21 protein-coding genes are annotated in these 23077 nt (G+C 72.1%); 16 read left to right on the forward strand and 5 right to left on the reverse strand.

The features are described from left to right. Positions 1-42: 42 nt before the first annotated feature. The 5 genes from aroH (at position 43) to der (ending at position 4521) form a co-directional block, all read left to right on the forward strand. Complete coding sequence (aroH, locus tag ACIQRW_RS22420; protein ID WP_403763070.1) at positions 43-405, forward strand: chorismate mutase; 363 nt, start codon at positions 43-45, stop codon at positions 403-405. Then, entirely contained in the window at positions 402-1487 is a 1086-nt protein-coding gene (locus ACIQRW_RS22425; RefSeq protein ID WP_403763073.1) for a prephenate dehydrogenase, read from the forward strand. Before aroH ends, ACIQRW_RS22425 begins: the two co-directional genes overlap by 4 nt. 147 nt (positions 1488-1634) lie before the next feature. Further along, the gene (gene cmk, locus ACIQRW_RS22430) at positions 1635-2330 is read left to right on the forward strand and encodes a (d)CMP kinase (RefSeq protein ID WP_265602420.1); all 696 of its coding nucleotides are present in this window, start codon (positions 1635-1637) and stop codon (positions 2328-2330) included. After that, positions 2327-2983 carry a lysophospholipid acyltransferase family protein gene (locus ACIQRW_RS22435; RefSeq protein WP_403763076.1) on the forward strand — a complete coding sequence of 219 codons (657 nt, stop codon included), beginning with the start codon at positions 2327-2329 and terminating at the stop codon, positions 2981-2983. Before cmk ends, ACIQRW_RS22435 begins: the two co-directional genes overlap by 4 nt. 68 nt (positions 2984-3051) lie before the next feature. Further along, entirely contained in the window at positions 3052-4521 is a 1470-nt protein-coding gene (gene der, locus ACIQRW_RS22440; protein ID WP_403763079.1) for a ribosome biogenesis GTPase Der, read from the forward strand. Between the two features lie 103 nt (positions 4522-4624). Here der and ACIQRW_RS22445 read toward each other — a convergent pair whose 3' ends face one another. Next, on the reverse strand, positions 4625-4966 hold the full coding sequence (locus ACIQRW_RS22445) for a hypothetical protein (RefSeq protein WP_403763082.1): 342 nt from the start codon (positions 4964-4966) through the stop codon (positions 4625-4627). Positions 4967-5103: 137 nt separating this feature from the next. Next, positions 5104-5886 carry a hypothetical protein gene (locus ACIQRW_RS22450; protein ID WP_403763085.1) on the reverse strand — a complete coding sequence of 261 codons (783 nt, stop codon included), beginning with the start codon at positions 5884-5886 and terminating at the stop codon, positions 5104-5106. A gap of 485 nt (positions 5887-6371) precedes the next feature. Here ACIQRW_RS22450 and ACIQRW_RS22455 point away from each other — a divergent pair, with 485 nt between their 5' ends. From ACIQRW_RS22455 to ACIQRW_RS22470, 4 genes are all read left to right on the forward strand, one after another. Next, positions 6372-7655, forward strand: coding sequence for a glycosyltransferase family 4 protein (locus ACIQRW_RS22455; RefSeq protein ID WP_403763088.1), 1284 nt, complete (start codon positions 6372-6374; stop codon positions 7653-7655). Continuing rightward, the gene (locus tag ACIQRW_RS22460; RefSeq protein ID WP_403763091.1) at positions 7652-8485 is read left to right on the forward strand and encodes a transferase; all 834 of its coding nucleotides are present in this window, start codon (positions 7652-7654) and stop codon (positions 8483-8485) included. The genes ACIQRW_RS22455 and ACIQRW_RS22460 overlap by 4 nt, the downstream gene beginning before the upstream one ends. A 114-nt stretch (positions 8486-8599) precedes the next feature. Further along, positions 8600-9565, forward strand: coding sequence for a helix-turn-helix transcriptional regulator (locus ACIQRW_RS22465; RefSeq protein ID WP_403763095.1), 966 nt, complete (start codon positions 8600-8602; stop codon positions 9563-9565). Between the two features lie 380 nt (positions 9566-9945). Further along, positions 9946-10161, forward strand: a complete 216-nt coding sequence (locus tag ACIQRW_RS22470) for an I78 family peptidase inhibitor (protein WP_403763098.1) — start codon at positions 9946-9948, stop codon at positions 10159-10161. A 141-nt stretch (positions 10162-10302) separates the two neighbouring features. On the opposite strand, the gene ACIQRW_RS22475 is transcribed toward ACIQRW_RS22470, so the two are convergent. After that, complete coding sequence (locus tag ACIQRW_RS22475; protein ID WP_403763101.1) at positions 10303-11334, reverse strand: phosphatase PAP2 family protein; 1032 nt, start codon at positions 11332-11334, stop codon at positions 10303-10305. 671 nt (positions 11335-12005) lie between these two features. Between ACIQRW_RS22475 and ACIQRW_RS22480 the strand changes: the two genes are divergently transcribed. Both ACIQRW_RS22480 and ACIQRW_RS22485 read left to right on the forward strand, forming a co-directional pair. Beyond that, a complete protein-coding gene (locus ACIQRW_RS22480; RefSeq protein ID WP_403763104.1) occupies positions 12006-13766 on the forward strand; it encodes an MFS transporter in 1761 nt (586 codons plus the stop codon). Positions 13767-13868: 102 nt separating this feature from the next. Continuing rightward, positions 13869-15089 (forward strand): acyl-CoA dehydrogenase family protein, encoded by a 1221-nt coding sequence (locus ACIQRW_RS22485; protein ID WP_403763107.1) that lies wholly within the window; start codon positions 13869-13871, stop codon positions 15087-15089. A gap of 67 nt (positions 15090-15156) precedes the next feature. Here ACIQRW_RS22485 and ACIQRW_RS22490 read toward each other — a convergent pair whose 3' ends face one another. After that, positions 15157-15600, reverse strand: a complete 444-nt coding sequence (locus tag ACIQRW_RS22490; RefSeq protein WP_073745575.1) for a cell division protein SepF — start codon at positions 15598-15600, stop codon at positions 15157-15159. 308 nt (positions 15601-15908) lie between these two features. On the opposite strand from ACIQRW_RS22490, the gene ACIQRW_RS22495 reads away from it, so the two are divergent. Next, on the forward strand, positions 15909-17150 hold the full coding sequence (locus ACIQRW_RS22495) for a DUF5685 family protein (RefSeq protein ID WP_403763110.1): 1242 nt from the start codon (positions 15909-15911) through the stop codon (positions 17148-17150). Between the two features lie 43 nt (positions 17151-17193). On the opposite strand, the gene ACIQRW_RS22500 is transcribed toward ACIQRW_RS22495, so the two are convergent. Beyond that, positions 17194-18132, reverse strand: a complete 939-nt coding sequence (locus ACIQRW_RS22500; RefSeq protein WP_403763113.1) for an ABC transporter substrate-binding protein — start codon at positions 18130-18132, stop codon at positions 17194-17196. Positions 18133-18595: 463 nt separating this feature from the next. Here ACIQRW_RS22500 and ACIQRW_RS22505 point away from each other — a divergent pair, with 463 nt between their 5' ends. The 4 genes from ACIQRW_RS22505 to ACIQRW_RS22520 are packed head-to-tail and all read left to right on the forward strand — an operon-like array spanning position 18596 to position 23049. Next, the gene (locus ACIQRW_RS22505) at positions 18596-19462 is read left to right on the forward strand and encodes an amino acid ABC transporter permease (RefSeq protein WP_403763116.1); all 867 of its coding nucleotides are present in this window, start codon (positions 18596-18598) and stop codon (positions 19460-19462) included. Continuing rightward, positions 19459-21309: an FAD/NAD(P)-binding protein gene (locus ACIQRW_RS22510; protein ID WP_403763119.1), complete on the forward strand. Its 1851-nt coding sequence runs from the start codon at positions 19459-19461 to the stop codon at positions 21307-21309. Before ACIQRW_RS22505 ends, ACIQRW_RS22510 begins: the two co-directional genes overlap by 4 nt. 52 nt (positions 21310-21361) lie before the next feature. Next, positions 21362-22279 carry an amino acid ABC transporter permease gene (locus ACIQRW_RS22515; protein WP_403763122.1) on the forward strand — a complete coding sequence of 306 codons (918 nt, stop codon included), beginning with the start codon at positions 21362-21364 and terminating at the stop codon, positions 22277-22279. Between the two features lie 17 nt (positions 22280-22296). Then, positions 22297-23049: an amino acid ABC transporter ATP-binding protein gene (locus ACIQRW_RS22520; RefSeq protein WP_403763602.1), complete on the forward strand. Its 753-nt coding sequence runs from the start codon at positions 22297-22299 to the stop codon at positions 23047-23049. Positions 23050-23077: the final 28 nt, after the last annotated feature.

Below are 23077 nucleotides of genomic sequence, written 5' to 3' on the forward strand. Positions count from 1 at the left end.
GGCGGAAGAAGAGTGAACAGCGAAGATCAAGAGGAGCACGACGTGGCGGTACGAGCGGTCCGGGGCGCCGTCCAGCTGGACCGGGACGAGGCCGGGCACATGGGCCTGCGGGTCGGTGAGCTGCTGACAGCCGTCCTGGACCGGAACGAACTCGTCGCCGACGACCTGATCAGCATCTGGTTCACCGCCACCCCCGACCTCCACAGCGACTTCCCCGCCGCCGCCGCGCGCGGCCTCGGGATCGTCGACGTACCCCTGATCTGTGCCCAGGAGCTGGACATCGAGGGGGCCATGCCCCGGGTCGTCCGTATCCTCGTGCACGTCGAGACCTATCTCTCGCGCGCCGAGATCAGCCACGTCTATCTCGGCGCCACCGCCGCTCTGCGCAAGGACATCGCCCAGTGAGAACCGCCCTCGTCATCGGAACCGGGCTCGTCGGCACCTCCGCCGCCCTCGCACTGGCCGGTCGCGGCGTCCATGTGCACCTCGTCGACCACGACCCCGCCTCCGCCCGCACCGCGGCCGCGCTCGGCGCCGGTACGGACGAGGCGCCGGAAGGCCGCGTCGACCTGGCGATCGTCGCCGTACCGCCCGCGCACACCGCCGCCGTCCTCGCCACCGCCATGCGCGACGGGGTGGCCCGCGGCTACCTGGACGTCGCCAGCGTCAAGGGTGGCCCGCGCCGCGAGCTGGAGGCGCTCGGCCTCGACCTCACCCCGTACATCGGTACGCACCCGATGGCCGGCAAGGAGCGCTCGGGGCCGCTCGCCGCGACCGCCGACCTCTTCGAGGGCCGCCCCTGGGTCCTCACCCCGACCCGGGACACCGACACCGAGGTGCTCAACCTCGCGCTGGAGCTCGTCGCCCTGTGCCGGGCCGTCCCCGTCGTCATGGACGCCGACGCCCACGACCGGGCCGTGGCCCTCGTCTCGCACACCCCGCAGCTGATCTCCTCGATGGTCGCCGCCCGGCTGGAGGAGGCCGACGAGACCGCCGTACGGCTGTGCGGGCAGGGCATCCGCGACGTCACCCGGATCGCCGCGTCCGACCCCCGGATGTGGGTGGAGATCCTCTCCGCCAACCCCGGCCCGGTCGCGGACGTCCTCGCCGGGGTCGCCGCCGACCTGGCGGAGACCGTGACCGCGCTGCGCGGCCTGCACTCCGCCGACGAGGAGAAGCGGCGCGCGGGCACCGACGCCATCGAGGACGTCCTGCGCCGCGGCAACGCGGGCCGCGTCCGGGTCCCCGGCAAGCACGGCGCGGCCCCCACCTCCTACGAGACCGTGGCCGTCCTCATCGGCGACAAGCCGGGTGAGCTGGCCGCGATCTTCGCCGACGCCGGCCGGGCCGGGGTCAACATCGAGGACGTCCGCATCGAGCACGCCACCGGCCAGCAGGCGGGCCTCGTCCAGATCATGGTCGAGCCCAGCGCCGCCCCGGTACTCGGCGCGGCCCTCCAGGAACGCGGCTGGTCGATCCGCGGCTGAGCCCGGTCCCGTACGACGGGGCGGGCGCCACCCCCGCCCGGGTGGCCCGCCTCCCCCGTACGGGGTACAAGGGCCCGCCCGGTACTCGGTAACCTGGTACGAGGCCGTCCTCAAGGCCCGTCCGTCCCCGCACCGTGTACCAGGAAGGTGTCCACCACCGTGGAAACCGCACGCTCCTCCGTGATCGTCGCCATCGACGGGCCCTCGGGCACCGGCAAGTCGAGCACGTCCAAGGCCGTCGCCGCCAAGCTCGGCCTGAGCTACCTGGACACCGGCGCGCAGTACCGGGCCATCACCTGGTGGATGCTGAGCAACGGCATCGACGTGGGCAACCCGGCCGAGATCGCGACCGCCGCCGCCAAGCCGGTGATCGTCTCCGGTACCGACCCCGCCGCCCCGACGATCACCGTCGACGGCGAGGACGCCTCGGGCCCGATCCGCACCCAGGAGGTCACCTCCAAGGTCAGCGCCGTCAGCGCCGTCCCCGAGGTGCGCACGCTCATCACGGAGCTCCAGCGCTCCATCGCCGCGGCCGCGACCGGCGGCATCGTCGTCGAGGGCCGGGATATCGGCACCACCGTGCTGCCCGACGCCGACCTCAAGATCTTCCTCACCGCCTCCCCGGAGGCGCGCGCCGCCCGCCGCAGCGGCGAGGTCAAGGGCTCCGACCTGACCGCCACCCGCGAGGCCCTGATCAAGCGGGACGCCGCCGACTCCGGCCGCAAGACCTCGCCGCTCGCCAAGGCGGACGACGCCGTCGAGGTGGACACCACCGAGCTGACCCTCCAGCAGGTCATCGAGTGCGTCGTCACCCTCGTCGAGGGGAAGCGGGTCGCCGCGTGAGCGATGCCACAGGCGCGCCCACGCTGCGCGGAGCGGCCGTCGGGCGATCCATCGGCATCGGCCTGATGTACGGGCTGTGGAAGCCCAGAGTCCTGGGCGCGTGGCGCGTGCCCGCCGCCGGACCCGTCATACTCGCGGTGAACCACTCCCACAACATCGACGGACCGATGCTGATGGGCACCGCGCCCCGGCCGGTGCACTTCCTGATCAAGAAGGAGGCGTTCGTCGGCCCCCTCGACCCGTTCCTGCACGGAATCGGGCAGATCGAGGTGGACCGTCGAGTCGTCGACCGCACCGCCATCACCCACGCGCTCGGCGTGCTGGAGGACGGCGGCGTCCTCGGGATCTTCCCCGAGGGCACCCGCGGCGTAGGAGACTTCGCCTCGCTGCGGGCCGGACTCGCGTACTTCGCGGTACGCGGCGGGGCTCCGATCGTCCCCGTGGCCGTTCTGGGAAGCACCGAGCGCCGCGGACGGTTGATACGGGGGCTGCCCCCGCTGCGCAGCCGGGTCGACGTCGTCTTCGGCGACGCGTTCGACGCGAGCGCCGGCGACGGGCGGCGGACGCGCAGGGCGCTGGACGAGGCGACCCTGCGGATCCAGGCGAAGCTGACCGCCCACCTGGAAAGTGCCAAGCGCCTCACCGGGCGATAGGCGAGACTTGAGTAGTGGACCGCGGTGATCGCGGTCCATCGATGATGATGCAAAGAGGAACGGACTTCATGAACGACCAGATTCACTCCGACGGCTCGGGCCACGAGCACGGAGCACTTGGCGATGCCGAGTTCGCGGAGTTCATGGAGCTCGCCGCGCAGGAAGGCTTCGATCCCGAGGAGGTCGAGGGCGCCCTCGACGAGGCCGGTCACGGCCCGCTTCCCGTGCTCGCCGTCGTCGGCCGCCCCAATGTCGGCAAATCGACCCTGGTGAACCGGATCATCGGCCGCCGCGAGGCCGTCGTGCAGGACAAGCCCGGCGTCACCCGCGACCGCGTCAGCTACGAGGCCGAATGGGCCGGACGCCGCTTCAAGGTCGTCGACACCGGCGGCTGGGAGCAGGACGTGCTGGGCCTCGACGCCTCCGTCGCCGCCCAGGCCGAGTACGCCATCGAGACGGCCGACGCGGTCGTCTTCGTCGTCGACTCGACCGTCGGCGCCACCGACACCGACGAGGCCGTCGTCAAGCTGCTGCGCCGGGCCGGCAAGCCCGTCGTCCTCTGCGCCAACAAGGTCGACGGACAGAGCGGCGAGGCCGACGCCACCGCCCTGTGGTCGCTGGGCCTCGGCGAGCCCTACCCGGTCTCCTCGCTGCACGGTCGCGGCACCGGCGACATGCTGGACGCGGTCCTGGCGGCCCTGCCCGACGCCCCGGCCCAGAAGTTCGGCACCGCCCTCGGCGGCCCCCGCCGCATCGCCCTGATCGGCCGCCCGAACGTCGGCAAGTCCTCCCTGCTGAACAAGGTCGCGGGCGAGGACCGGGTCGTCGTCAACGAGCAGGCCGGCACCACCCGCGACCCGGTCGACGAGCTGATCAAGCTCGGCGGCATCACCTGGAAGTTCATCGACACGGCCGGTATCCGCCGCCGCGTCCACCTCCAGGAGGGCGCGGACTACTACGCCTCGCTGCGTACGGCCGCCGCCGTCGAGAAGGCCGAGGTCGCCGTCGTCCTGATCGACTCCAGCGAGTCCATCAGCGTCCAGGACCAGCGGATCATCACCATGGCCGTGGAGGCCGGACGCGCCCTGGTCGTCGCCTTCAACAAGTGGGACACCCTCGACGAGGAGCGCCGCTACTACCTGGAGCGCGAGATCGAGACGGAGCTCGCGCAGATCTCCTGGGCCCCGCGCGTCAACGTCTCGGCCCTCACCGGCCGGCACATGGAGAAGCTGGTCCCGGCGATCGAGACCGCGATCGAGGGCTGGGAGACCCGCATCCCCACCGGCCGGCTCAACGCCTTCCTCGGTGAGATCGTCGCCTCCCACCCGCACCCGATCCGCGGCGGCAAGCAGCCGCGGATCCTCTTCGGCACCCAGGCGGGCACCAAGCCCCCGCGCTTCGTGCTCTTCGCCTCCGGCTTCCTGGAGCACGGCTACCGCCGCTTCGTCGAGCGCCGTCTGCGCGAGGAGTTCGGCTTCGAGGGCACCCCGATCCACATCTCCGTCCGGGTCCGCGAGAAGCGCGGCCGCAACAAGTAGCACCGGCGCACGACGAAGCCCCGGGCCGCTCTCGCGAGAGCGGCCCGGGGCTTCGTCGTGCGGCCTTCGTCGTGGGGCCTCAGGAGTCCCGCGTCGTGGGGCCTCAGGAGTCCCGTGACCCCGGCGGCAGCGCCGCGGGCCGGGGGCGCCCCGCATGCCGCCCCACCCGCTGCCAGGAGCCGAGGCCCCCGGTGTGCGGGCTCTGCCCGCCACCCCCGCCCTGGCCGTTGGGCCCACCGTTGCCGCCGTGCCCGGAGGGCGCGGGGTGGCCGCTCAGCGCGGTCCTGGAGGCGAAGAGACCGGCGCCGAAGGCCGGGAAACCGAGATTCTCCTCGCCGCTCCGGTCGCCCGGCAACGCCCGGAACGAGCGCCGGTACTCGGAGTACAGCGCGTCGTAGATCGGGGTGGGGGACACGCCCCCCGACGGATCCTGCGAAGGACGCATGGCAGGGATCTGACTCTGATGCTGGCGGGAGGAGTCGTATGAGTGCACGTAGGTGCCAACGACCTCACCGCCCGTCGGATGCGGCTCCGCCGGAGAAAACGCTGTTCGGCGGGGGCGTCCGAGCCGGCCGGACACGATCAGGTCCCGGCCAGCGGCATCGACGCGGCGACCAGCAGCCCGTTGACCGCGGCCTTCTCCAGGGCGTCCCGGAGCAGGTCCTCGCGCGGCTGCTGACCGATGGTGCCGGCCGGGGCGGCGAAGACGAGGACCGTCTGCGACTTGTTGACCGCGGCCCGCCAGCCGTCGGTCACCTGGAGCGGCTGGTGGGCCTGCCACCAGGCGACCGGGTTGCCGCCGCCGGCGCTCGGCTGCAGCACGGCGTGCAGCTGGCCCACCGCCAGCAGCACGGACCAGCCCGCGAGGACCTCCGGCAGCCGGTTCATGTCGGGGGCGGGGCGGAAGCCCTGCTCCAGCAGCAGCTGGAGGAACTCGTCGCCCCCGCTGCCGTCGGTGCCGGGCCGGGCGACCGGGCCGGTCGGTTCGACGACCAGGGCCGGACGGAGATCGTCCTCGATGAGGACGAGTCCGCTGGTGATGCCGAGGACGGCCTGTTCGGGCATGCGCCCCTCCGTATCCTGCTGCTCGCTTCCGGTGATGCTGCGCACCGCGCCCTGGAGCTGGTCCTCGGCGACCTTGACGACCTGCGAGGGGATGCACGTCGCGTGGGCGAACGCGAGGACCGCGGTCTCGTCGCCGATGAAGAGCACCGTGCTGGTGCGTTCCTGGTCGGAGTCGCCGGGGGTGCGGCAGGAGGTGCAGTCGTAACTGCCCGGGGCGTTGTCGCCGACGAGCAGCCGGTCGGCTTCGTCGTCGCCGATCTCGGCGCGTACGTCCTGGCTGACGTCGAGCATGCGCGGCACGGGGACTCCTCGAACTCGGTGCGTGGGCCGGGTGGTTCCCGGGCTCCATGAAGAGACAACGCGGGATCCGTGGCCGGGGTCACGCACCGGGGCGCACGGAAGTGCGGCACAGGTCGACACATCGGTACGTCGAGCAGTCGACGTACGGCTCCCGCGTTCCGGCGGGGAAGTTTTTACCGGGGAGCAGGCAACCTCTCGGCATTCTCCTACGTCAAGCTCGGAGGAAAGTCTTGGTGAACGGGTGGCGGTAGCCGTCCCGGTTACCGCACCGGTGGCCCGCACCCGCGGTCCCGTTACTTCCGGGGCCTGCGGCTATCCGGATTGAATGCCTCCGGAACCCGCAGGTCAGCGGCGGTTCGACGGTGGGGCGGGCATACCGTGAGGGATGTCGCGGATGCTCCGGGATTTCCCGGTGTATTTCGGGCGGAAAATCGCCGGGAAGCGCAGACTTGACAAGGCCGGCCGACAGGGGAAACAGCGAAACCATGCATATTTCTTTTCTTCTGCACAATGCCTACGGAATCGGAGGAACCATTCGGACGACGTTCACGCTCGCCCGTACGCTCGCCGAGCAGCACGACGTCGAGATCGTGTCCGTCTTCCGGCACCGTGACGCCCCCGTCCTCGGCGCACCCGAGGGCGTGACGCTGCGCCACCTCGTGGACCTGCGGAAGAAGAGCGCCACGTACGACGGCGGCGACCCCGAACACGCCCGGCCCGCAGCGGTGTTCCCGCGCGGGGACAGCAGGCACAAGCAGTACAGCAGGCTCACCGACACCCGCATCGCCGCCCATCTCCGGGCGACCGAGGCGGACGTCGTCGTCGGCACCCGCCCCGGGCTCAACGTGCACCTCAGCCGGGGGACCCGCCGCGGACCGGTGCGCGTCGGACAGGAGCACCTGACGCTCGACAGCCACAACTACCGGCTGCGCCGCGAGATCGCCCACCGGTACACCCTGCTCGACGCGCTCACCACCGTCACCCGTGCCGACGCGGACGACTACCGAAGCCGGCTGAAGCTGCCGGGCGTGCGGATCGAGGCCATCCCCAACGCCGTTCCCGAGCCCGCCTGTCCGCCCGCGAGCGGCGACCTGAAGTGGGTCGTCGCGGCGGGCCGGCTGCACCGGGTCAAGCGCTACGACCTCCTGGTGCGGGCCTTCGCCCAGGTCTCCGCGGCCCGCCCGGACTGGCGGCTGCGCATCTACGGCGGCGGGGACGCGACCGGCGACGAACAGGCGTCGCTGCGCACCCTCGTCGACGAACTCGGCCTGCACAACCACGTGTTCCTGATGGGCTCGGCCAACCCGATGGAGGCCGAGTGGCCCAAGGGGTCGATCGCCGCCGTCACTTCGGACCGCGAGTCCTTCGGCATGACGATCGTCGAGGCGATGCGCGGCGGTCTGCCGGTCGTCGCCACCGACTGCCCGCACGGACCGGCCGAGATCGTCGAGGACGGCGTCGACGGGCGTCTGGTCCCGGTCGGCGACCCGGACGCGATCGCCGCCGCGCTGCTCCAGCTGATCGAGGACGACGAACTGCGCCACCGGATGGGCGGGGCCGCGCTCAGCGCCTCGGCCCGCTTCGACCCGGCGCGGATCGCCGAGCGACACGAGAGCCTGTTCACCGAACTGGTCGCCCGCGGCGCCCAGGGGCACGGGCACGGCGCCCTGCGCACCGCGCTGCACCGCACCCGGGGCAGCGTCCTCGACGGGGCCTACGCCCTGCGCTACAAAGCCGCCGACGCGCTCCGCAAGGGAAGGGCCGCATGACCCCCGCCATAGCCGCCGTACGGGCCGACTGCGCCGCCGATCCGGCCGGGACGCTCACCTTCGAGCTGACCGCCCCGGCCCCCGCCCCCGCGTCCGTGCTGCTCCTGCGGCGCCGGGGCGCGGCCGGCGGCAGGCCCGGCGGCACGGTGCGGATCCCGCTCAGCGGGTCCGGCCCCGGGCGGCTGCGGGCGGTGCTCCCGGCCTCCACCGAACTGTCCGAGGGGCGCTGGGACGCCTATGTCGAGGAGCCGGGATCCGAGACCGCCCGGACCGTGGAGCCGGGGCTGCGGGACCTGCGGGCCCTCGTCGACCGCAGCCCGGACACCGGAGCCACGAGCGTCAGCGCCCGGGTTCCCTACCCGACCGCCGACGGCCGGCTCGCCCTGCGCTGTTGGGTCCGCGCCCCGCACGCCGAGGCGGGAGCCGTCGTCGTCGGCCCGGCCGGCATGACGGTCGAGGGCGTGCTGTACGGCGTCGCCGTGGGGGAGGGGGCCGCCGTGGAGGCCCGGCTGCCAGGGGATCGGGACCGGGCGCACCGCTTCCCGCTCACCCCCGCCGACGGGCCGCCCGGCGCCTTCGCCTTCACCCTGCCCTACGGCCCGCCGGCCGAGGGGCCGGTGGACGGGGCGCAGCTCTGGCAGCTGTGGCTGGTCCCGGCGGCGGGCGCGCCCGGGGTCAGGATCTCCCGCATCCTCGACGACGTCTGGTCCCGCAACAAGTCCTTCGTCTACCCGACCCGGGCGCCGGCCCCCGGAGTGCTCGCCACCCCCTGCTACACCGCCGACAACGACCTCTGTCTCCGGCTGGAGCCCGGACCGGCGGACCGCTGAGGGAGGGGCTCGCGGGCGGAGGGCTCGCGGGCGGAGCGGATCGCGAGCCGAGGGGATTGCGGCCGAGGGGATTGCGGACCGGAGCTGTCCGCAATCCCTGGCAGACTCACCCGCATGTTGGAGACCTCGGCACGACTGCTGCGCCTGCTCTCACTGCTCCAGGCCCACCGGGACTGGTCCGGCGCCGATCTGGCCGACCGGCTCGGCGTCACCCCGCGCACCGTGCGCCGGGACGTCGACAAGCTGCGCGACCTGGGCTATCCGGTGAACGCCAGCAGGGGCACCGGCGGCGGCTACCAGCTCGGGGCCGGCGCCGAGCTGCCGCCGCTGCTGCTGGACGACGAGGAGGCCGTCGCGGTCGCCGTCGGCCTGCGCACGGCCGCCGGGCACGGCATCGAGGGCATCGGGGAGACCTCCGTACGCGCGCTGGCCAAGCTGGAACAGGTGCTGCCGAACCGGCTGCGCCGCCGGGTGAGCGCGCTCGGCGCGTTCACCGTGCCGATGCTGCGCGGGGCGGACGACTCCGCCGTGGACCCCGCTGTGCTCACCGAGCTGGCGGCCGCCTGCCGGGACGCGGAGCGGCTCCGGTTCGCCTACCGGAGCCACGGCGGGGAGGTCTCGCGCCGGACCGTGGAGCCGCACCGGCTCGTCTGCACCGAGCACCGCTGGTATCTGGTGGCCTGGGATCCGGACCGGGCGGACTGGCGTACCTTCCGGGTGGACCGGATCACCCCGACCCCGCCGCACGGCCCCCGTTTCGTCCCCCGCCCCCCGCCGGCCAACGATCTGGCGGAGTACGTCTCCCGGGGCGTCGCGGTCTCGGCGTACGCGGCGCGGGCCGTGGTCCTGCTGAAGGCCCCGCTGGCGGAGGCCGCCCGGCGGGTGTCGCCGTCCGCCGGGGTGCTGGAGGCCGTGGACGCGGACACCTGCCGGCTGACCGCGGGCGCGCCGGACCTCACCGTGCTGGTGATCCACGTGCTGATGATGGGGATCGATTTCGAGGTGATCGAGCCGCCCGAGCTGATCGAGGTCATGGGAGAGGCGAGGGACCGGCTCACGCGCGCGCTCGACGGATCGTGAGACTCCGGGTGTGTTGCCGGGCCCGCCGTTCCGCGCCCGGCGGGCGGGTGGGAGAAGCGTGCGGTTAAGGAAAGGCCGGTTTACGGGGGCGGGAATTTCCGGTGTCCCGGCCATTCGGGCGGCCCTCCCCGCCGATGGGAAAAGAAGCAGGTCATCCCATGATTCCGGAAGGCTTCAGGCACCCCCCTCACGCCGGTGGACGGGGTTTCCCGTTAATGGGCGCCGATGCTTCCGATCGGGCCGTTCGAGTGAATAGGACCGCGTATACACGTGTGGGGATCCTGTGACACAAGCGTGACCGCCACGGCATGTGGGGATGCAGGGGAACGCCCTCCAGGCCCGGCCTTCCGTCACGGTCCGGGGCCGCCTACGGTGAAGGCATGGCATCTCTACCGACCCCTCCAGCCCAGCCGGACGACGCCGCCGAGTCGTACGTCGGTCTCGCCGCCGACGCCGCCGAGCGACAGGCCAGGAGCCGCGGCTGGGACACGGTCCGGGCCGTTCCCCCGGGCGCGTTCCTCACCATGGAGTTCCGTCACGGCCGCATCAACTTCCAGGTCGAGGACGACACGGTGACGCGCTGCTGGGAGGGGTGACCCGCCAAGCCGCACCGGGCCCCAAGCCGCACCGGGCCCCCCGACGACCGAAGGCCCCGACCGCGGTCGGGGCCTTCGGTGTGGTGCGTGTGGGTGAGGCTGTGCGCGCACCCCGTCCCCGCGTTCGCGGGGGAGCGGGGGTCAGCCGCCGGTCATCGGACGCGCCGGGCTGCCGGTGCCGCGCGCGCCCCGCTCCGTGTGCGGCGGCGGACGGCGGACGCCCGCAGGGGCGACCGGCATGGAGCCCGGACGCGCGGGGTGCCCGCCGTGGGCCCGCGCCCTGGCGCCCGGGGCCGGATGTCCCGCGGGGAGCACCGGCTCGGCCGCGGCGGTCACGGTCTCGGCGGCGAGACCGTCGCCGGCCATCGACTGCGGGAGCAGGACCGGCTGCGGCTCCGACCCTGACCCGGTCCCGGCCATGGGTGCCGGGCGGGCGCCGTCGCGCCGCTCGCGCCACCGCTCGCGCATCGCGAAGATCCAGGCCTCGGTCCGGGCGATCAGCGGCTCGAACCAGGGCAGCGCCAGAAGGATGAGCAGCCCGGCCGCCCAGCCCAGCACGACGTCGCTGAGCCAGTGCGTACCGATGTACACGGTGGTGAGGCCGACGCCCAGCGAGACCGTCGCGGACACCGCCGACAGATAGCGCCTGGCGCGTGGCGTGGTGGCCAGATAGGCGAGGATTCCCCAGGTCACGACGGCGTTCGCGGTGTGCCCGGAGGGAAATATATCGCCGCCGGCGAACATCTCGGCCGAGCCGATCTGTGTCGCGTAGTGCGGGCCGAGCCGCCCGAGCCCCAGCTTGACCGCGCCCACCGTCACATTGAGCAGCAGCAGGGACGTGCCGAGGACCAGCAGCGGCCGGAGCGTGTGCTGACGCCAGGAGCGCCAGCCCAGCCAGCAGGCGACCATCACCGCTGTGGGGCCGCGCTGGCCGAGCACGACGTAGTAGTCCAGGAAGGCGTGCAGTTCGGGCCACTGCTGGTAGGGCCGGAACAGCATGACCTTCCAGTCCAGGGCCACCAGCCAGGACGTGATCAGCACCGCCCAGACGAGGGCGAGATAGAACGCCAACGTCCCGCCGAAGAGGGCGATGCGGTGACGGCTCATCCGCGGTGCCACTATCTTCGGCGGTTCCGGCTCCCGGTCCAGCCGGGCAAAGATGTCGGTACGCACCCAATCGACGTTACAGCGAGTGAGTGTGTGAGCAGGCCAATCCGGGCTCTTTGTGATGACGATGTGATGTGGACTTCGTCTCGGAACGGCGTCTTTTCCGGGCGCGGAGAAGAATCTCCGTGATCTTGTGGCCAATTGCCCGTCGGTTCCGTTCGTAAGCGTGTTTGATCTCTCGGAAAAAGAGGCGCACCGGAATCCGCGGCAATTGATCCCGCCATTCGGGGGAGGCGCGCGCCGTCGCGTCGCGCCCCTCGACGCCCGCCGGGACCCCCGTCACGGCGGGCGTCACGGCTCCTCGGGCGGGAGCCCCCGGCCGGTTCCGGAAGGGCGTACGCCACACTGTGCGGCGGAGCGCGGTATGACGTGGACCACAGGTGACCTCGCCGGACTCGCGTACGCTGACGGCTCACTCGCCCGTCGATGCCGGGCCCCAGGGCCTGTCGTCGGACTGCCGTCTGCCGGGCGGTGTCTGGCACGCACGCTCGCGGCGTTGCCGAAATGCCCTAGTAGCTCCGCTACGAGACCATTCCGGCGCCTGGCGATCGCACGCACCGGACGTCGCCCGGCCGCCCTTCGGTCGACGACGGCAGTCCGACGACAGGCCCTGGGGACGCGCACCCCACGTCACCGTCGGGCCGCCCAGCGCGAGGGACTCATCGGGAGGTATGCAGATGTCCGGGACGACCACGGCCGGGGTCCGGCTGCGCAAGGCCGCCGACGACGCCAACCGCTGGGTCGTCCTCGTGGTCCTCTGCCTCAGTCTCCTGGTCGTCGCACTCGACGCGACCGTGCTCCACGTCGCCGTTCCGGCCGTCACCGAGGACCTGCGTCCCAGCGGAACGGCCCTCCTGTGGATCGTCGACGCCTACCCCCTCGTCTGCGCCTCGCTGCTCATCCTCTTCGGCACGCTGGGTGACCGGATCGGCAGACGCCGCGTGCTGCTCTTCGGCTACGCGCTGTTCGGCGTCGCCTCCGCGCTCGCCGCGACGGCCGACACCCCGGCCGTACTAATAGCGGCCCGCGCTCTCCTCGGCGTCGGCGGCGCGATGATCATGCCCGCCACGCTGTCGATCCTGCGCCAGGTCTTCCCCGACCGCCGGGAGCGGGCGCTCGCCATCGGCGTGTGGACCGCGGTCGCCGCGGTCGGCGCCGCCACCGGACCGGTCGTCGGCGGCTTCCTGGTCGAGCACTTCTGGTGGGGCTCGGTCTTTCTGATCAACATCCCGCTGATGGCCGTGATCCTGCCGCTGGGCCGCCGGCTGCTGCCCGAGTCGCGTGGCGGCGACGACGGCCCGTGGGACGTGCTGGGCGCGCTGACCGCCGCGGCGGGAGTGCTCGGCGTCGTGCTCGGCGTGAAGCGTCTGGGCAGCGGCGCGGGGCTCCTGGATCCGGTCTCGCTGGGCCCGCTGGCCCTCGGGCTCGCGCTCCTGATCCTCTTCGTACGCCGTCAGAAACGCCGCAGGCATCCGCTGATCGACGTCTCGATGTTCGCCCGCCCGGCCTTCTCCACCGCCGTCGGCTGCATCGTGCTCGCCATGCTGGCGCTGGTCGGCCTCCAGCTGATCGCCGTCCAGTACCTCCAGCTGGTGCTGGGGCTCAGCCCGCTGGAGACCGGGCTGCGGCTGCTGCCGCTGACCTTCGCGGCGATGGCCGCGGGCGCCACCGGCTCGCACACCCTGCGCCGGGTCGGGCCGCGCCGGATGGTCGGCTGGGGCTTCGTCCTCACCGCGACCTCGGTGCTGCTGCTCACCTCGATGGGCCAGCACGACCGTCCCGCCCTGCTGACCTGCGCTTTCGTCCTGCTCGGCTTCGGCCTCCAGACCACGCTCTTCGGGGCGTACGAGTCGATGCTCAGCGACGCCCCGCCGGAGCGGGCGGGTGGCGCGGCGGCCATAGGGGAGACCTCCTACCAACTGGGCGCGGGCCTCGGCATCGCCCTGCTCGGCAGTGTCATGAACGCCGCCTACGCCCCCGGCCTCGCCGGTCTGCGCGAGAAGGGCGTCCCCGCCCGCGCCGGGGCGGAGGCCTCCCATTCGCTGGGCGAGGCCTATCAGGTGGCCGCGCAACTGGGCGGCCCGATGGGCGACCTGCTGCGCTCCACGGCCCGGCACGCCTTCATCGGCGGACTCCACGTCACGCTGTTCGTCAGCGCGGGGCTGCTGCTGCTCGGGGCGCTGGCCGCCCTGCGGCTGCCGAAGGTCATGGACTGCCCGCCGAAGGAGGCATGTCGCCGGGCCGAGGCCGACGACGCCGCGTCCACGGCCTCCGCGTCCACGGCCTCCTCGTACGGGGCCTCCTCGTACGGGGCGGTCGAACACCGGGTCCCCGGCGCCGCCCGGCCGGCCGGGCCGGACCGCCCGGCCCCGCGCCCGATGGTGCCCGCGCGGCGCGAGCCGGCCGAGGCGACCGGCTCTGGACGAGCGGCACACTGAGCCGTAACGTCAGCACGACGCCCTGACTACCACTGCTAGTTTTCGGAGGGCGGGCGTCTCCCGGTCCCTCCGAGCACCGTGCGAGCCGCCGGAGGCACCCTCATGTCCAGCACCGAGTCACCGAAGCCGTCGAAGCTCCCGCCGTTCGACGCGTCGGATCCCCTCGGCATCGACGACCTGCTCGGCCCCGACGACCTCGCGATCCGCGACACCGTCCGCACCTGGGCCACCGACTGCGTCCTGCCGCACATCGCCGATTGGTACGAGAAGGGCGAGCTGCCCGGAATCAGGGAGCTGGCCCGGGAGCTCGGCGCGCTGGGCGCGCTCGGTATGTCGCTGGACGGGTACGGCTGCGCCGGGGCGAGCGCCGTCCAGTACGGGCTCGCCTGCCTGGAGCTGGAAGCCGCCGACTCCGGGATCCGCTCACTCGTCTCCGTACAGGGGTCGCTCGCCATGTACGCGATCCACCGCTTCGGCTCCGAGGAGCAGAAGCAGCGGTGGCTGCCCGGCATGGCGTCCGGCGAGATCATCGGCTGCTTCGGCCTGACGGAGCCCGACCACGGCTCCGACCCGGCCGGGATGCGGACGTACGCCAAACGCGACGGCGAGGACTGGATCCTCACCGGCCGCAAGATGTGGATCACCAACGGTTCGGTCGCCGGGGTCGCCGTCGTCTGGGCGCAGACCGACGAGGGCGCGGACGGGCGGGGCATCCGGGGATTCGTCGTGCCGACCGACGCCCCCGGCTTCTCGGCCCCGGAGATCCACCACAAGTGGTCGCTGCGCGCCTCGGTCACCAGCGAGCTGGTCATGGACGAGGTGCGGCTGCCCGCCGACGCGGTGCTTCCGGACGCGAGCGGGCTGCGCGGTCCGCTCAGCTGTCTGAGCCACGCGCGCTACGGCATCGTCTGGGGCGCCATGGGCGCGGCGCGGGCCAGCTTCGAGTCGGCCCTCGACTACGCGAGGAACCGGGAACAGTTCGGCCGGCCGATCGGCGGCTTCCAGCTCACCCAGGCCAAGCTGGCGGACATGGCCCTGGAGCTGCACAAGGGCATCCTGCTCGCCCACCACCTGGGCCGCCGCATGGACGCGGGCAGGCTCCGGCCGGAGCAGGTCAGTTTCGGCAAGCTCAACAACGTGCGGGAGGCGATCGAGATCTGCCGCACCTCGCGCACGATCCTCGGGGCCAACGGGATCTCGCTGGAGTATCCGGTGATGCGGCACGCCACGAACCTGGAGTCGGTGCTCACCTACGAGGGAACCGTGGAGATGCACCAGCTGGTACTGGGCAAGGCGCTCACCGGTCTCGACGCCTTCCGGTGAACGGGACGCGCCGGTACGCGCGCGCCGGCCGGATGCGTTGACCGGATCTTTCCGGCGAGCGCCCTGCTCAGCTCTGGTTGAAGAAGCCGTCGGCCTTGCGGCCGGCGGCTTCGCCCGCCACCACCTGGGTGTCGGCGGGGGACAGCAGGAAGACGCGGGTGGCCACCCGGTCGATTGAACCGCGCAGGCCGAAGATCAGCCCTGCGGCGAAGTCCACCACGCGCTTGGCGTCGGCGGGGTCCATGGCCGTGAGATTGACGATCACCGGGACGCCGTCCCGGAAGAGCTCGCCGATGGCGCGTGCGTCCCGGAAGCTGTCCGGGGTCACCGTCGCGATCCGGCGGTCCCGCTCCTCGGCCGTCTCCGCGGCCACCTGCACCCGTGGGTCGGTGACCCAGGCCTGGTTGCCCGTACCGGTCTCCGCACCCTCGGCGTACTCGTCGTCGTAGTACCGCTCGTCGTTGTCCTCTACGAGGCCCAGCCAGGCACTTGCCTTGCGCACCGATCCCATGGACGCCTCCTCTCACCGCGGTTCCTTGGTGTTCCGCATCTCTTTCGTATCCCTATGGTCGTCCATGATGCGGATACCGCGCCAAGTAGATAGTCGGCTCGCAGGCGATTCGTGACGCTACTGGTGCAGAAGATGTGGCGATTCGTCAGGGTTCCTCCCGCATAAGGGGGCTTGTAGAAGGAAAATATGATGCTCCGGCCGTACGGGTGATCCGGGGGACGTACGGGTGAACGGGTCACTCGATACGATGCACGACGCTTTGGTGCGCGAGCGTCGCGCACCGGCTGAACGGCTCCCGGGGGATCGTCGTGTTCGGAATCGTCAGGCCCTGTACCCATCGGCTCTCCGAAGGTCTCAGGGTCGAGTGGATGGCCCATCTCTGCGGTCTGTGCCTGGCCCTGAGGGCGGATCACGGACAGTTCGCTCGTATCGTCACGAACTATGACGGCCTGATCGTCTCCGTCCTGACGGAGGCTCAGACGGGCCGGGTGCCCGAGGGTCGCCGCACCGCCGGTCCCTGCCCGCTGCGCGCCATGCGCACCGCGCCCGTCGCCAAGGGGGAAGGGGCGCGGCTCGCCGCAGCCGTCTCGCTCGTCCTCGCCTCGGCCAAGGTCCGCGACCACGTCGCCGACCGGGACGGGCTGTTGGCCCGCCGCCCGGTCGCCGCCGCCGCGCGCCGGGTGGCCGCCGGGTGGGACCGGGCGGGCGCGCGGACCGGGGCGGCCCTCGGCTTCGACACCGCCCTCCTGGTCGACGCGGTCGACCGGCAGACCGGGATCGAGACGCTCGCCGGGCCCGGCACCCCGCTGCTGACGGTCACCGAACCGACCGAGACCGCCACCGCGGCCGCTTTCGCGCACACCGCCGTTCTTGCCGGGAAGCCGCAGAACGCCGCGCCGCTCGCGGAGGCCGGCCGGCTCTTCGGACGGCTCGCCCATCTCCTGGACGCCGTGGAGGACCAGGAGGCCGACGCCGCGTCGGGCGCCTGGAACCCGCTCACCGCCACCGGCACCCCGCTGTCCGAGGCGCGCCGGCTCTGCGACGACGCGCTGCACGGCGTGCGGCTCGCCCTGCGGGAGGCGGAGTTCACCGACGGCAAGCTCGTCCACGTCCTCCTCGCCCATGAGCTGCGGCGCTCGGTCGACCGGGCGTTCGGCACCGCCTCCTGCTCCCACCAGGGTCAGCAGGGGCTTCAGCTGCCCGAGGGTGCCTTCGGGCCGCCGCCGGGAAATCCCTACGGCGCGCCGCCCGGTCAGCCGTACGGTCCGACGCCCGGACATCCGTACGGTCCGCCGCCCGGCGGCCCGGGCTCGCCGCCTCCGCCGCGCCCGCCCCGCGACCGGCGCGGGCTGATCGCCGGATGCCTGGTCTGGGCCGGGCTCGCCTGCACCTGCCAGATGTGCTGCGGGAGCTTCGAGGACCCCTGGAGCAGGGAGCAGCGGCAGTCGCCGTGCCAGAGCTGCGGCGACTGCTGCGAGGCCTGCAGCTGCTGCGGCGACTGCGGCGAGGGCTGCTGCTGTTGCGGGGAGTCCTGCGGCTGCGACTGCTGAACGGGCTCCGCCCGCCGATGCGGCGGGCGGAGCCGACGTCAGGTCACTTCAGTTCGGGCGGCGAGATCTCCGAGGCCGAGATCGCGGACTCGGTGGTGCCCCACTTCTTCAGGATGCGGTCGTAGGTCCCGTCCTCCTTGAGCCGGTTGACCGCAGCCTGGAAGGCGGGGGCCAGCGGGGTGCCCTTCTTGAACGCGAAGCCCACGTCGAGCCGCTTGAACTCGTTGAGGAAGCGCAGTCCCTCCTGCTGGCTCACCCCGTAGCGCAGCCCGTTGATCGTGGACATCACCACATCGCTGCGGTTCTGCTGGAGCGAGAGCCAGACGGCGCTCTGGTCGGCGTACGTCTTGACCTCGTACGGCTTCTTGCCCGCCTCCGCGCACCGGGGCAGATTCTCCTGGAGCGTCACCTCGAAGGTGGTGCCCGCTCCGGTGGCCACGTTCAGCCCGCACAGCTGGGTGAGGTCGGTGACCTTCTTCAACTCGCTGTCCTCGCGGACCGCGAAGCCCTGCCCGTCGTTGATGTACGTCACGAAGTCCACCGTCTTGCGGCGTACGTCGGTGACCCCGAAGTTCCCCGTGCCCAGGTCGTACTTTCCGCTGCCCAGCGCCGGCAGGATCGCCTCGAACGACGCCACTTCGCGCTTCAGCTTCAGCCCGAGCACCCGGGCCGCCGCGTCCGCGAAATCGATGTCCGCGCCGGCCAGGGTGGTGCCGTCCTGCTCGTAGAAGGCTCCGGGCGGGGTGCCGATGGCGGCGGCGATCCGTAGTGTGCCCGCCTCCCGGACCCCGGCCGGCAGCAGTTTCGCCGCCGCCTCGTCCTTGCGGACCTTCGAGACCACGTCCGTCGTCGGGGTCTTCGCCCGAGCCGCTTCCTTGTCCGGCCCGCCGTCCGCCGCCTCCGTCGGCTCGGCGCAGCCGGTGAGGGTCAGCGCGGCCACGGTGATCAGGGTGAACAGGGCGGTATGTCGGGATCTGGGCATGGCTGTGCTCTCCGGGTTCGTCGGGATGGGCCGACCGCCCCGGGCCACCTGCGGGCACGGGGGGACGGCGGATGTGTTCAGCGGTGCGAGGGGAGGGCGGAGCGGTGTGGTGAAGGTGAAGTCACGCGAGGAACGGGGCTCGAACGCCGAAAAACAGGGCGTGAGCAGGTAAAGCCGGACAGCAGGGAGTCAGCTCAACAGGAAGAGGACCACACACGACCGAAGTCGATGTGGGAGCGGGTGACCAGCCACTGCTGCGAATGCATGGGCCAAGTGGAACAGGCATCCGAGTGCGCGTCAACCGAGGTGAGATCTACAGCTCACAGTGTGGACAGGCTTGACAACTCCCCGCGCACGCCGCTTATCTCGGACCCATGGACCGGCGCTGAGGGGCCCGGCCCATGTGTGGTTTCCGGTGTGAGGCACGCCCCGTGTTCGATCTGAGCATCCACGGAGCTCCCGCATGCCCCCGCAGACCGTCTCGCTGCCCCCTCCCTCCCCCCGGCCGCTCGTCAAGGACGATGCCGACGCGGTCCCGCGCATCGTCCCCGTACGCCGAACAGGCCGCTGGACAGCGGCTGTTGCCGTTCTCGTGCTGCTCGCGCTGGCGCTGAACTCGGTCATCCGCAACGAAGCCTTCCAGTGGGACGTCGTGCTCTCCTACTTCGGCACCGTCCCCGTCCTGCGCGGGCTCTGGCTCACGCTCTGGCTCACCGCGGTGGTCGTGGTACTCGGCTTTGTGCTGGGAGCCCTGCTCGCGGTCATGCGCCTATCGGGCAACCCGGTTCTTCAGGCGGTCAGTTGGGGCTACGTCTGGCTCTTCAGGTCCACGCCGATCCTGGTTCAGCTGCTGTTCTGGTTCAACATCGGCGCGCTGTACCCGCAGATCCTCGGCGTCTCCACCGTCAGCCTCCTCGGCCCGGTCACCATCGCCGTCATCGGCCTGACCCTGCACGAGGCCGCGTACGCCGCCGAGGTGGTGCGCGGCGGGATCCTCTCCGTCGAGCGCGGGCAGGTGGAGGCCGCCCAGTCCCTCGGCCTCGGCCCCTGGCGGCGGTTCCGGCGCATCGTGCTGCCGCAGGCCATGCGCTCCATCGTGCCGCCGGCCGGGAACATGCTGATCGGCACCCTCAAGGGCACCTCCATCGTCAGCATCATCGCCGTGCAGGACCTGCTGTACTCCGTCCAGCTCGTCTACCACCGCACCTACCAGGTCATCCCGCTGCTGCTCGTCGCCACGCTCTGGTACGCGGCCGTCACCACGCTGCTGAGCATCGGCCAGCGCTACGTGGAGCGGTACTACGCCCGCGGCACGGCGGGTGCGCGATGAGCTCCGTACCCAGCGTCGTGGTGATCGGCGGCGGCCCGCGCGGCACCGGCGTCATCGAGCGCATCGCCGCCAACGCCGTTGAGCTGTACGGGAATCAGCGCCTGGACATCCATCTGGTCGACCCCTACCCGGCGGGCGGCGGGCGGATCTGGCGGCCCGACCAGTCGCCGCTGCTGTGGATGAACTCCATGGCCGAGGACGTCACCATGTTCACCGACGAGACGGTGGACCTGGCCGGCCCCGTCGTGCCGGGACCGGCCCTGGACGCCTGGGCCGAGGACGTCCGCGCGGGCCGCGTCGTCCCTTCGGCGGACCCCGCCGTGGTGGCCGAGATACACGGACTCGCCGGCACGGACTTCCCCTCCCGGCGACTCCAGAGCGCCTATCTGCGCTGGACCTACGACCGCGCCCTGGCCGCCCTGCCGCCCGGCACCACCGTGCACGAGCATCGCACCACCGCCCTCGGCGTCACCGGACCCCGCGGCGGCCGCCAGCGCGTCCGGCTCCAGGACCGCGCCGAACCCCTGCTCGCCGACCTCGTCGTGCTGACCGTGGGCCACCTCGACGCCGAGGAGGAGCCCGAGCAGGAGCGGCTGAGCGCCTTCGCCCGGCGGCACGACCTGGTGCACCTGCCGCCCGACTTCACCGCCGACAGCGACCTCGACGCCCTGCGCCCCGGGGAACCGGTCATCGTCCGGGGCTTCGGGCTCGCCTTCATCGATCTGATGGTCCTGCTCACCGAGGGACGCGGCGGACGCCACGAGAACGGGGTCTACCTGCCATCGGGCCGTGAACCCGTGCTGTACGTCGGATCGCGGCGCGGTGTCCCGTACCACGCGAAGATCGGCTACGGCTGGACCGGCGAACGCCCGCCGCCGCCGCGGTACTTGGACCAGAGGTGGGCCGACGAGCTGCTGAGCAGGCCCGGGCCGCTCGACTTCCGGCGCGATGTCTGGCCGGCGGTCACGAAGGAACTCGGCCACGCCCACTACCACCGGCTGTTCACCGCCCACCCCGAGCGCACCGCCCTCGCCCACGAGGTCTTCGCCGAGAAGTACGCCGCCGCCGACCCGGACAGCCCCGAACTGGCCGGGCTGATCGCCGAGGCCGTGCCCGACCCCGCCGACCGGCTCGACCTCGACGCCCTGGACCGGCCCCTCGACGGCGCCCGCCACGCATCGCCCGAGGCCCTCCAGGAAGCCCTGCGCGACTACATCACCGCCGACCTGACCCGGCGTCACGACCCGTCGCACAGCGAGGATCTCGCGGTCTTCCTCGGGCTGCTCACCGCCTACGCCCAGCTCGTCCGGCTCGGCGACATCGGCGGCTGGTGGCACGGCTTCTTCAGCTATCTGGCCTCCGGTCCGCCGGGGCCCCGGCTCCAGCAGCTCCTGGCCCTCTCCCGGGCCGGCGTCGTCCGCTTCCTCGGCGCGGACCTCACCGTGGAGACCGACGAGGAGCACGGCCTCTTCCGGGCCACCGGCGCCTCCGTCCCCGGTGCGCACACCGAGGCCCGCGCCCTGGTCGAGGCCCGTCTCCCCGACCCCTCGCTCCGGCACACCGCGAGCCCCCTGCTGCGCGCGCTGCGCGACGAGGGGGCCGCCGTCACCGACACCGGACTGCTCTCCGTGGACCCGGCCGACAGCCGGGTGCTGGACCGCACCGGCCGCCCGCACCCGCGCCGCTTCGCACTGGGCCCCTTCACCACCGCCCGCAACAGCGGGGCCTTCACCCGGCCCCGTACCGGCGGACCCGCCTTCCGGCAGAACGACGCCGCCGCGCGCGCCGCGCTCACCTTCCTGCGCGACCTCTCCTGTCGGGGGCGTCAGCGGGGCCTCGCCTCCTGACCGCCCGCCCCTTCCCGTACCACCGCCGCCACCGCGCCCAAGGACTCCACTCATGTCGCTGACCAGCGATCCACCCATCGACCCACCCGCCGGGGCCGCCGCCGGCCCACCCGCTCCGAAGGCCGCCGATCCCGGCACCGACTACGGAGCGCTGACGGTCGTCCCGGTCCGCCACCCCTGGCGCTGGGTCGCCGTCGCCGTGACCGCCGTCCTGGTCGCCCAGTTCATCAACGGGCTGGTCACCAACCCCGGTTGGGAGTGGGACGTCTTCGCGCAGTTCTTCTCCGCACCGGTCATCCTCAAGGCGGTCTGGCTCACCCTCCAGCTGACCTTCTACGGAACGGTCCTCGGCTTCGCGCTCGGCATCGTGCTGGCGTTCATGCGGCTGTCGTCCAGCCCGTTCCTGAGGACGGTCGCGTACGGCTACATCTGGGCGTTCCGCTCGATCCCGCTCATCGTGCAACTGCTGTTCTGGTTCAACCTCGCCTACCTCTACAAGGAGTTGCAGTTCGGCATCCCGTTCGGGCCGGGCTTCTTCACCTTCGACACGATGAACCTGGTCGGCGCGGTCAGCGCGGCCGTCCTGGGCCTCGCGCTGCACCAGGCGGCGTACGCGGCGGAGATCGTGCGCGGAGGCGTACTGGCCGTCGGCGGCGGCCAGTTGGAGGCGGCGGCCGCCCTCGGCATCCCGAAGCTCCGGCAGCTGCGGCGGATCGTGCTCCCGCAGGCGATGCGCTCCATCCTGCCCAACGCGGCCAACGAGATCATCTCGCTGTTCAAGGGCACCTCGATCGTCTCCGTCATGGCGATCGGCGAGCTCTTCTACCAGGTCCAGGTCGTCTACGGCCGCAGCGGCCGGGTCGTCCCGCTGCTCATGGTCGCCACCGCCTGGTACATCCTCCTGACCACCGTCCTCTCGATCGTCCAGTACTACGTCGAACGTCACTACGCCAAGGGGGCCGTGCGATGAGCGCACCCAGCGATGCCATGGTCGAAATCCGCTCCGTGCACAAGAACTTCGGCTCCCTGGAGGTGCTGCGCGGCATCGACCTCTCGGTGCGGCCCGGCGAGGTCACCGTCATCCTCGGCCCCTCCGGCTCCGGCAAGTCCACCCTGCTGCGCACCATCAACCACCTGGAGAAGGTCGACCAGGGCTGGATCAGCGTGGACGGCACCCTGGTCGGCTACCGCAGGGACGGCAACAAACTCTACGAGCTGCGCGAGCGCGAGGTACTGCGCCAGCGCACCAAGATCGGCTTCGTCTTCCAGAACTTCAACCTCTTCCCGCACCTCACCGTGTCGGAGAACATCATCGAGGCACCCGTCTCCGCGCTGCGCCGCCCCCGCAAGGAGGCCGTCGAGGCGGCGGAGAAGCTGCTGGAGCGGGTCGGACTCGCCGACAAGTCGGCGGCCTACCCCGGCCAGCTCTCCGGCGGCCAGCAGCAGCGCGTCGCGATCGCCCGCGCCCTGGCACTGGAGCCCAGGCTCCTGCTCTTCGACGAGCCGACGTCCGCACTGGACCCGGAACTCGTCGGAGAGGTCCTCGACGTCATCAAGGACCTGGCGCACGGCGGCACCACGATGATCGTCGTCACCCATGAGATCGGCTTCGCCCGCGAGGTCGCCGACACCGTCGTCTTCATGGACGAGGGCCGCATCGTCGAGCAGGGCCCGCCCGCCGACCTGCTGGACCACCCCACCCAGGAGCGCACCCGGGCGTTCCTCTCCAAGGTTCTCTGACCCGCCCTCATGCATTCCTCATCCACCA

It is taken from the genome of Streptomyces sp. NPDC091287 (assembly GCF_044768525.1).
Classification (GTDB): domain Bacteria; phylum Actinomycetota; class Actinomycetes; order Streptomycetales; family Streptomycetaceae; genus Streptomyces.

Coding starts and splice junctions, on each gene's coding strand:
- ACIQRW_RS22445 (WP_403763082.1), bottom strand. CDS start 4,966: ATGCGTCCTTCGCAGGATCCGTCGGGGGGCGTGTCCCCCACCCCGATC.
- ACIQRW_RS22460 (WP_403763091.1), top strand. CDS start 7,652: ATGACCCCCGCCATAGCCGCCGTACGGGCCGACTGCGCCGCCGATCCG.
- ACIQRW_RS22515 (WP_403763122.1), top strand. CDS start 21,362: ATGTCGCTGACCAGCGATCCACCCATCGACCCACCCGCCGGGGCCGCC.
- ACIQRW_RS22500 (WP_403763113.1), bottom strand. CDS start 18,132: ATGCCCAGATCCCGACATACCGCCCTGTTCACCCTGATCACCGTGGCC.
- der (WP_403763079.1), top strand. CDS start 3,052: ATGAACGACCAGATTCACTCCGACGGCTCGGGCCACGAGCACGGAGCA.
- ACIQRW_RS22505 (WP_403763116.1), top strand. CDS start 18,596: ATGCCCCCGCAGACCGTCTCGCTGCCCCCTCCCTCCCCCCGGCCGCTC.
- ACIQRW_RS22465 (WP_403763095.1), top strand. CDS start 8,600: ATGTTGGAGACCTCGGCACGACTGCTGCGCCTGCTCTCACTGCTCCAG.
- ACIQRW_RS22470 (WP_403763098.1), top strand. CDS start 9,946: ATGGCATCTCTACCGACCCCTCCAGCCCAGCCGGACGACGCCGCCGAG.
- ACIQRW_RS22485 (WP_403763107.1), top strand. CDS start 13,869: ATGTCCAGCACCGAGTCACCGAAGCCGTCGAAGCTCCCGCCGTTCGAC.
- ACIQRW_RS22480 (WP_403763104.1), top strand. CDS start 12,006: ATGTCCGGGACGACCACGGCCGGGGTCCGGCTGCGCAAGGCCGCCGAC.
- ACIQRW_RS22520 (WP_403763602.1), top strand. CDS start 22,297: ATGGTCGAAATCCGCTCCGTGCACAAGAACTTCGGCTCCCTGGAGGTG.
- ACIQRW_RS22490 (WP_073745575.1), bottom strand. CDS start 15,600: ATGGGATCGGTGCGCAAGGCAAGTGCCTGGCTGGGCCTCGTAGAGGAC.
- ACIQRW_RS22455 (WP_403763088.1), top strand. CDS start 6,372: ATGCATATTTCTTTTCTTCTGCACAATGCCTACGGAATCGGAGGAACC.
- ACIQRW_RS22510 (WP_403763119.1), top strand. CDS start 19,459: ATGAGCTCCGTACCCAGCGTCGTGGTGATCGGCGGCGGCCCGCGCGGC.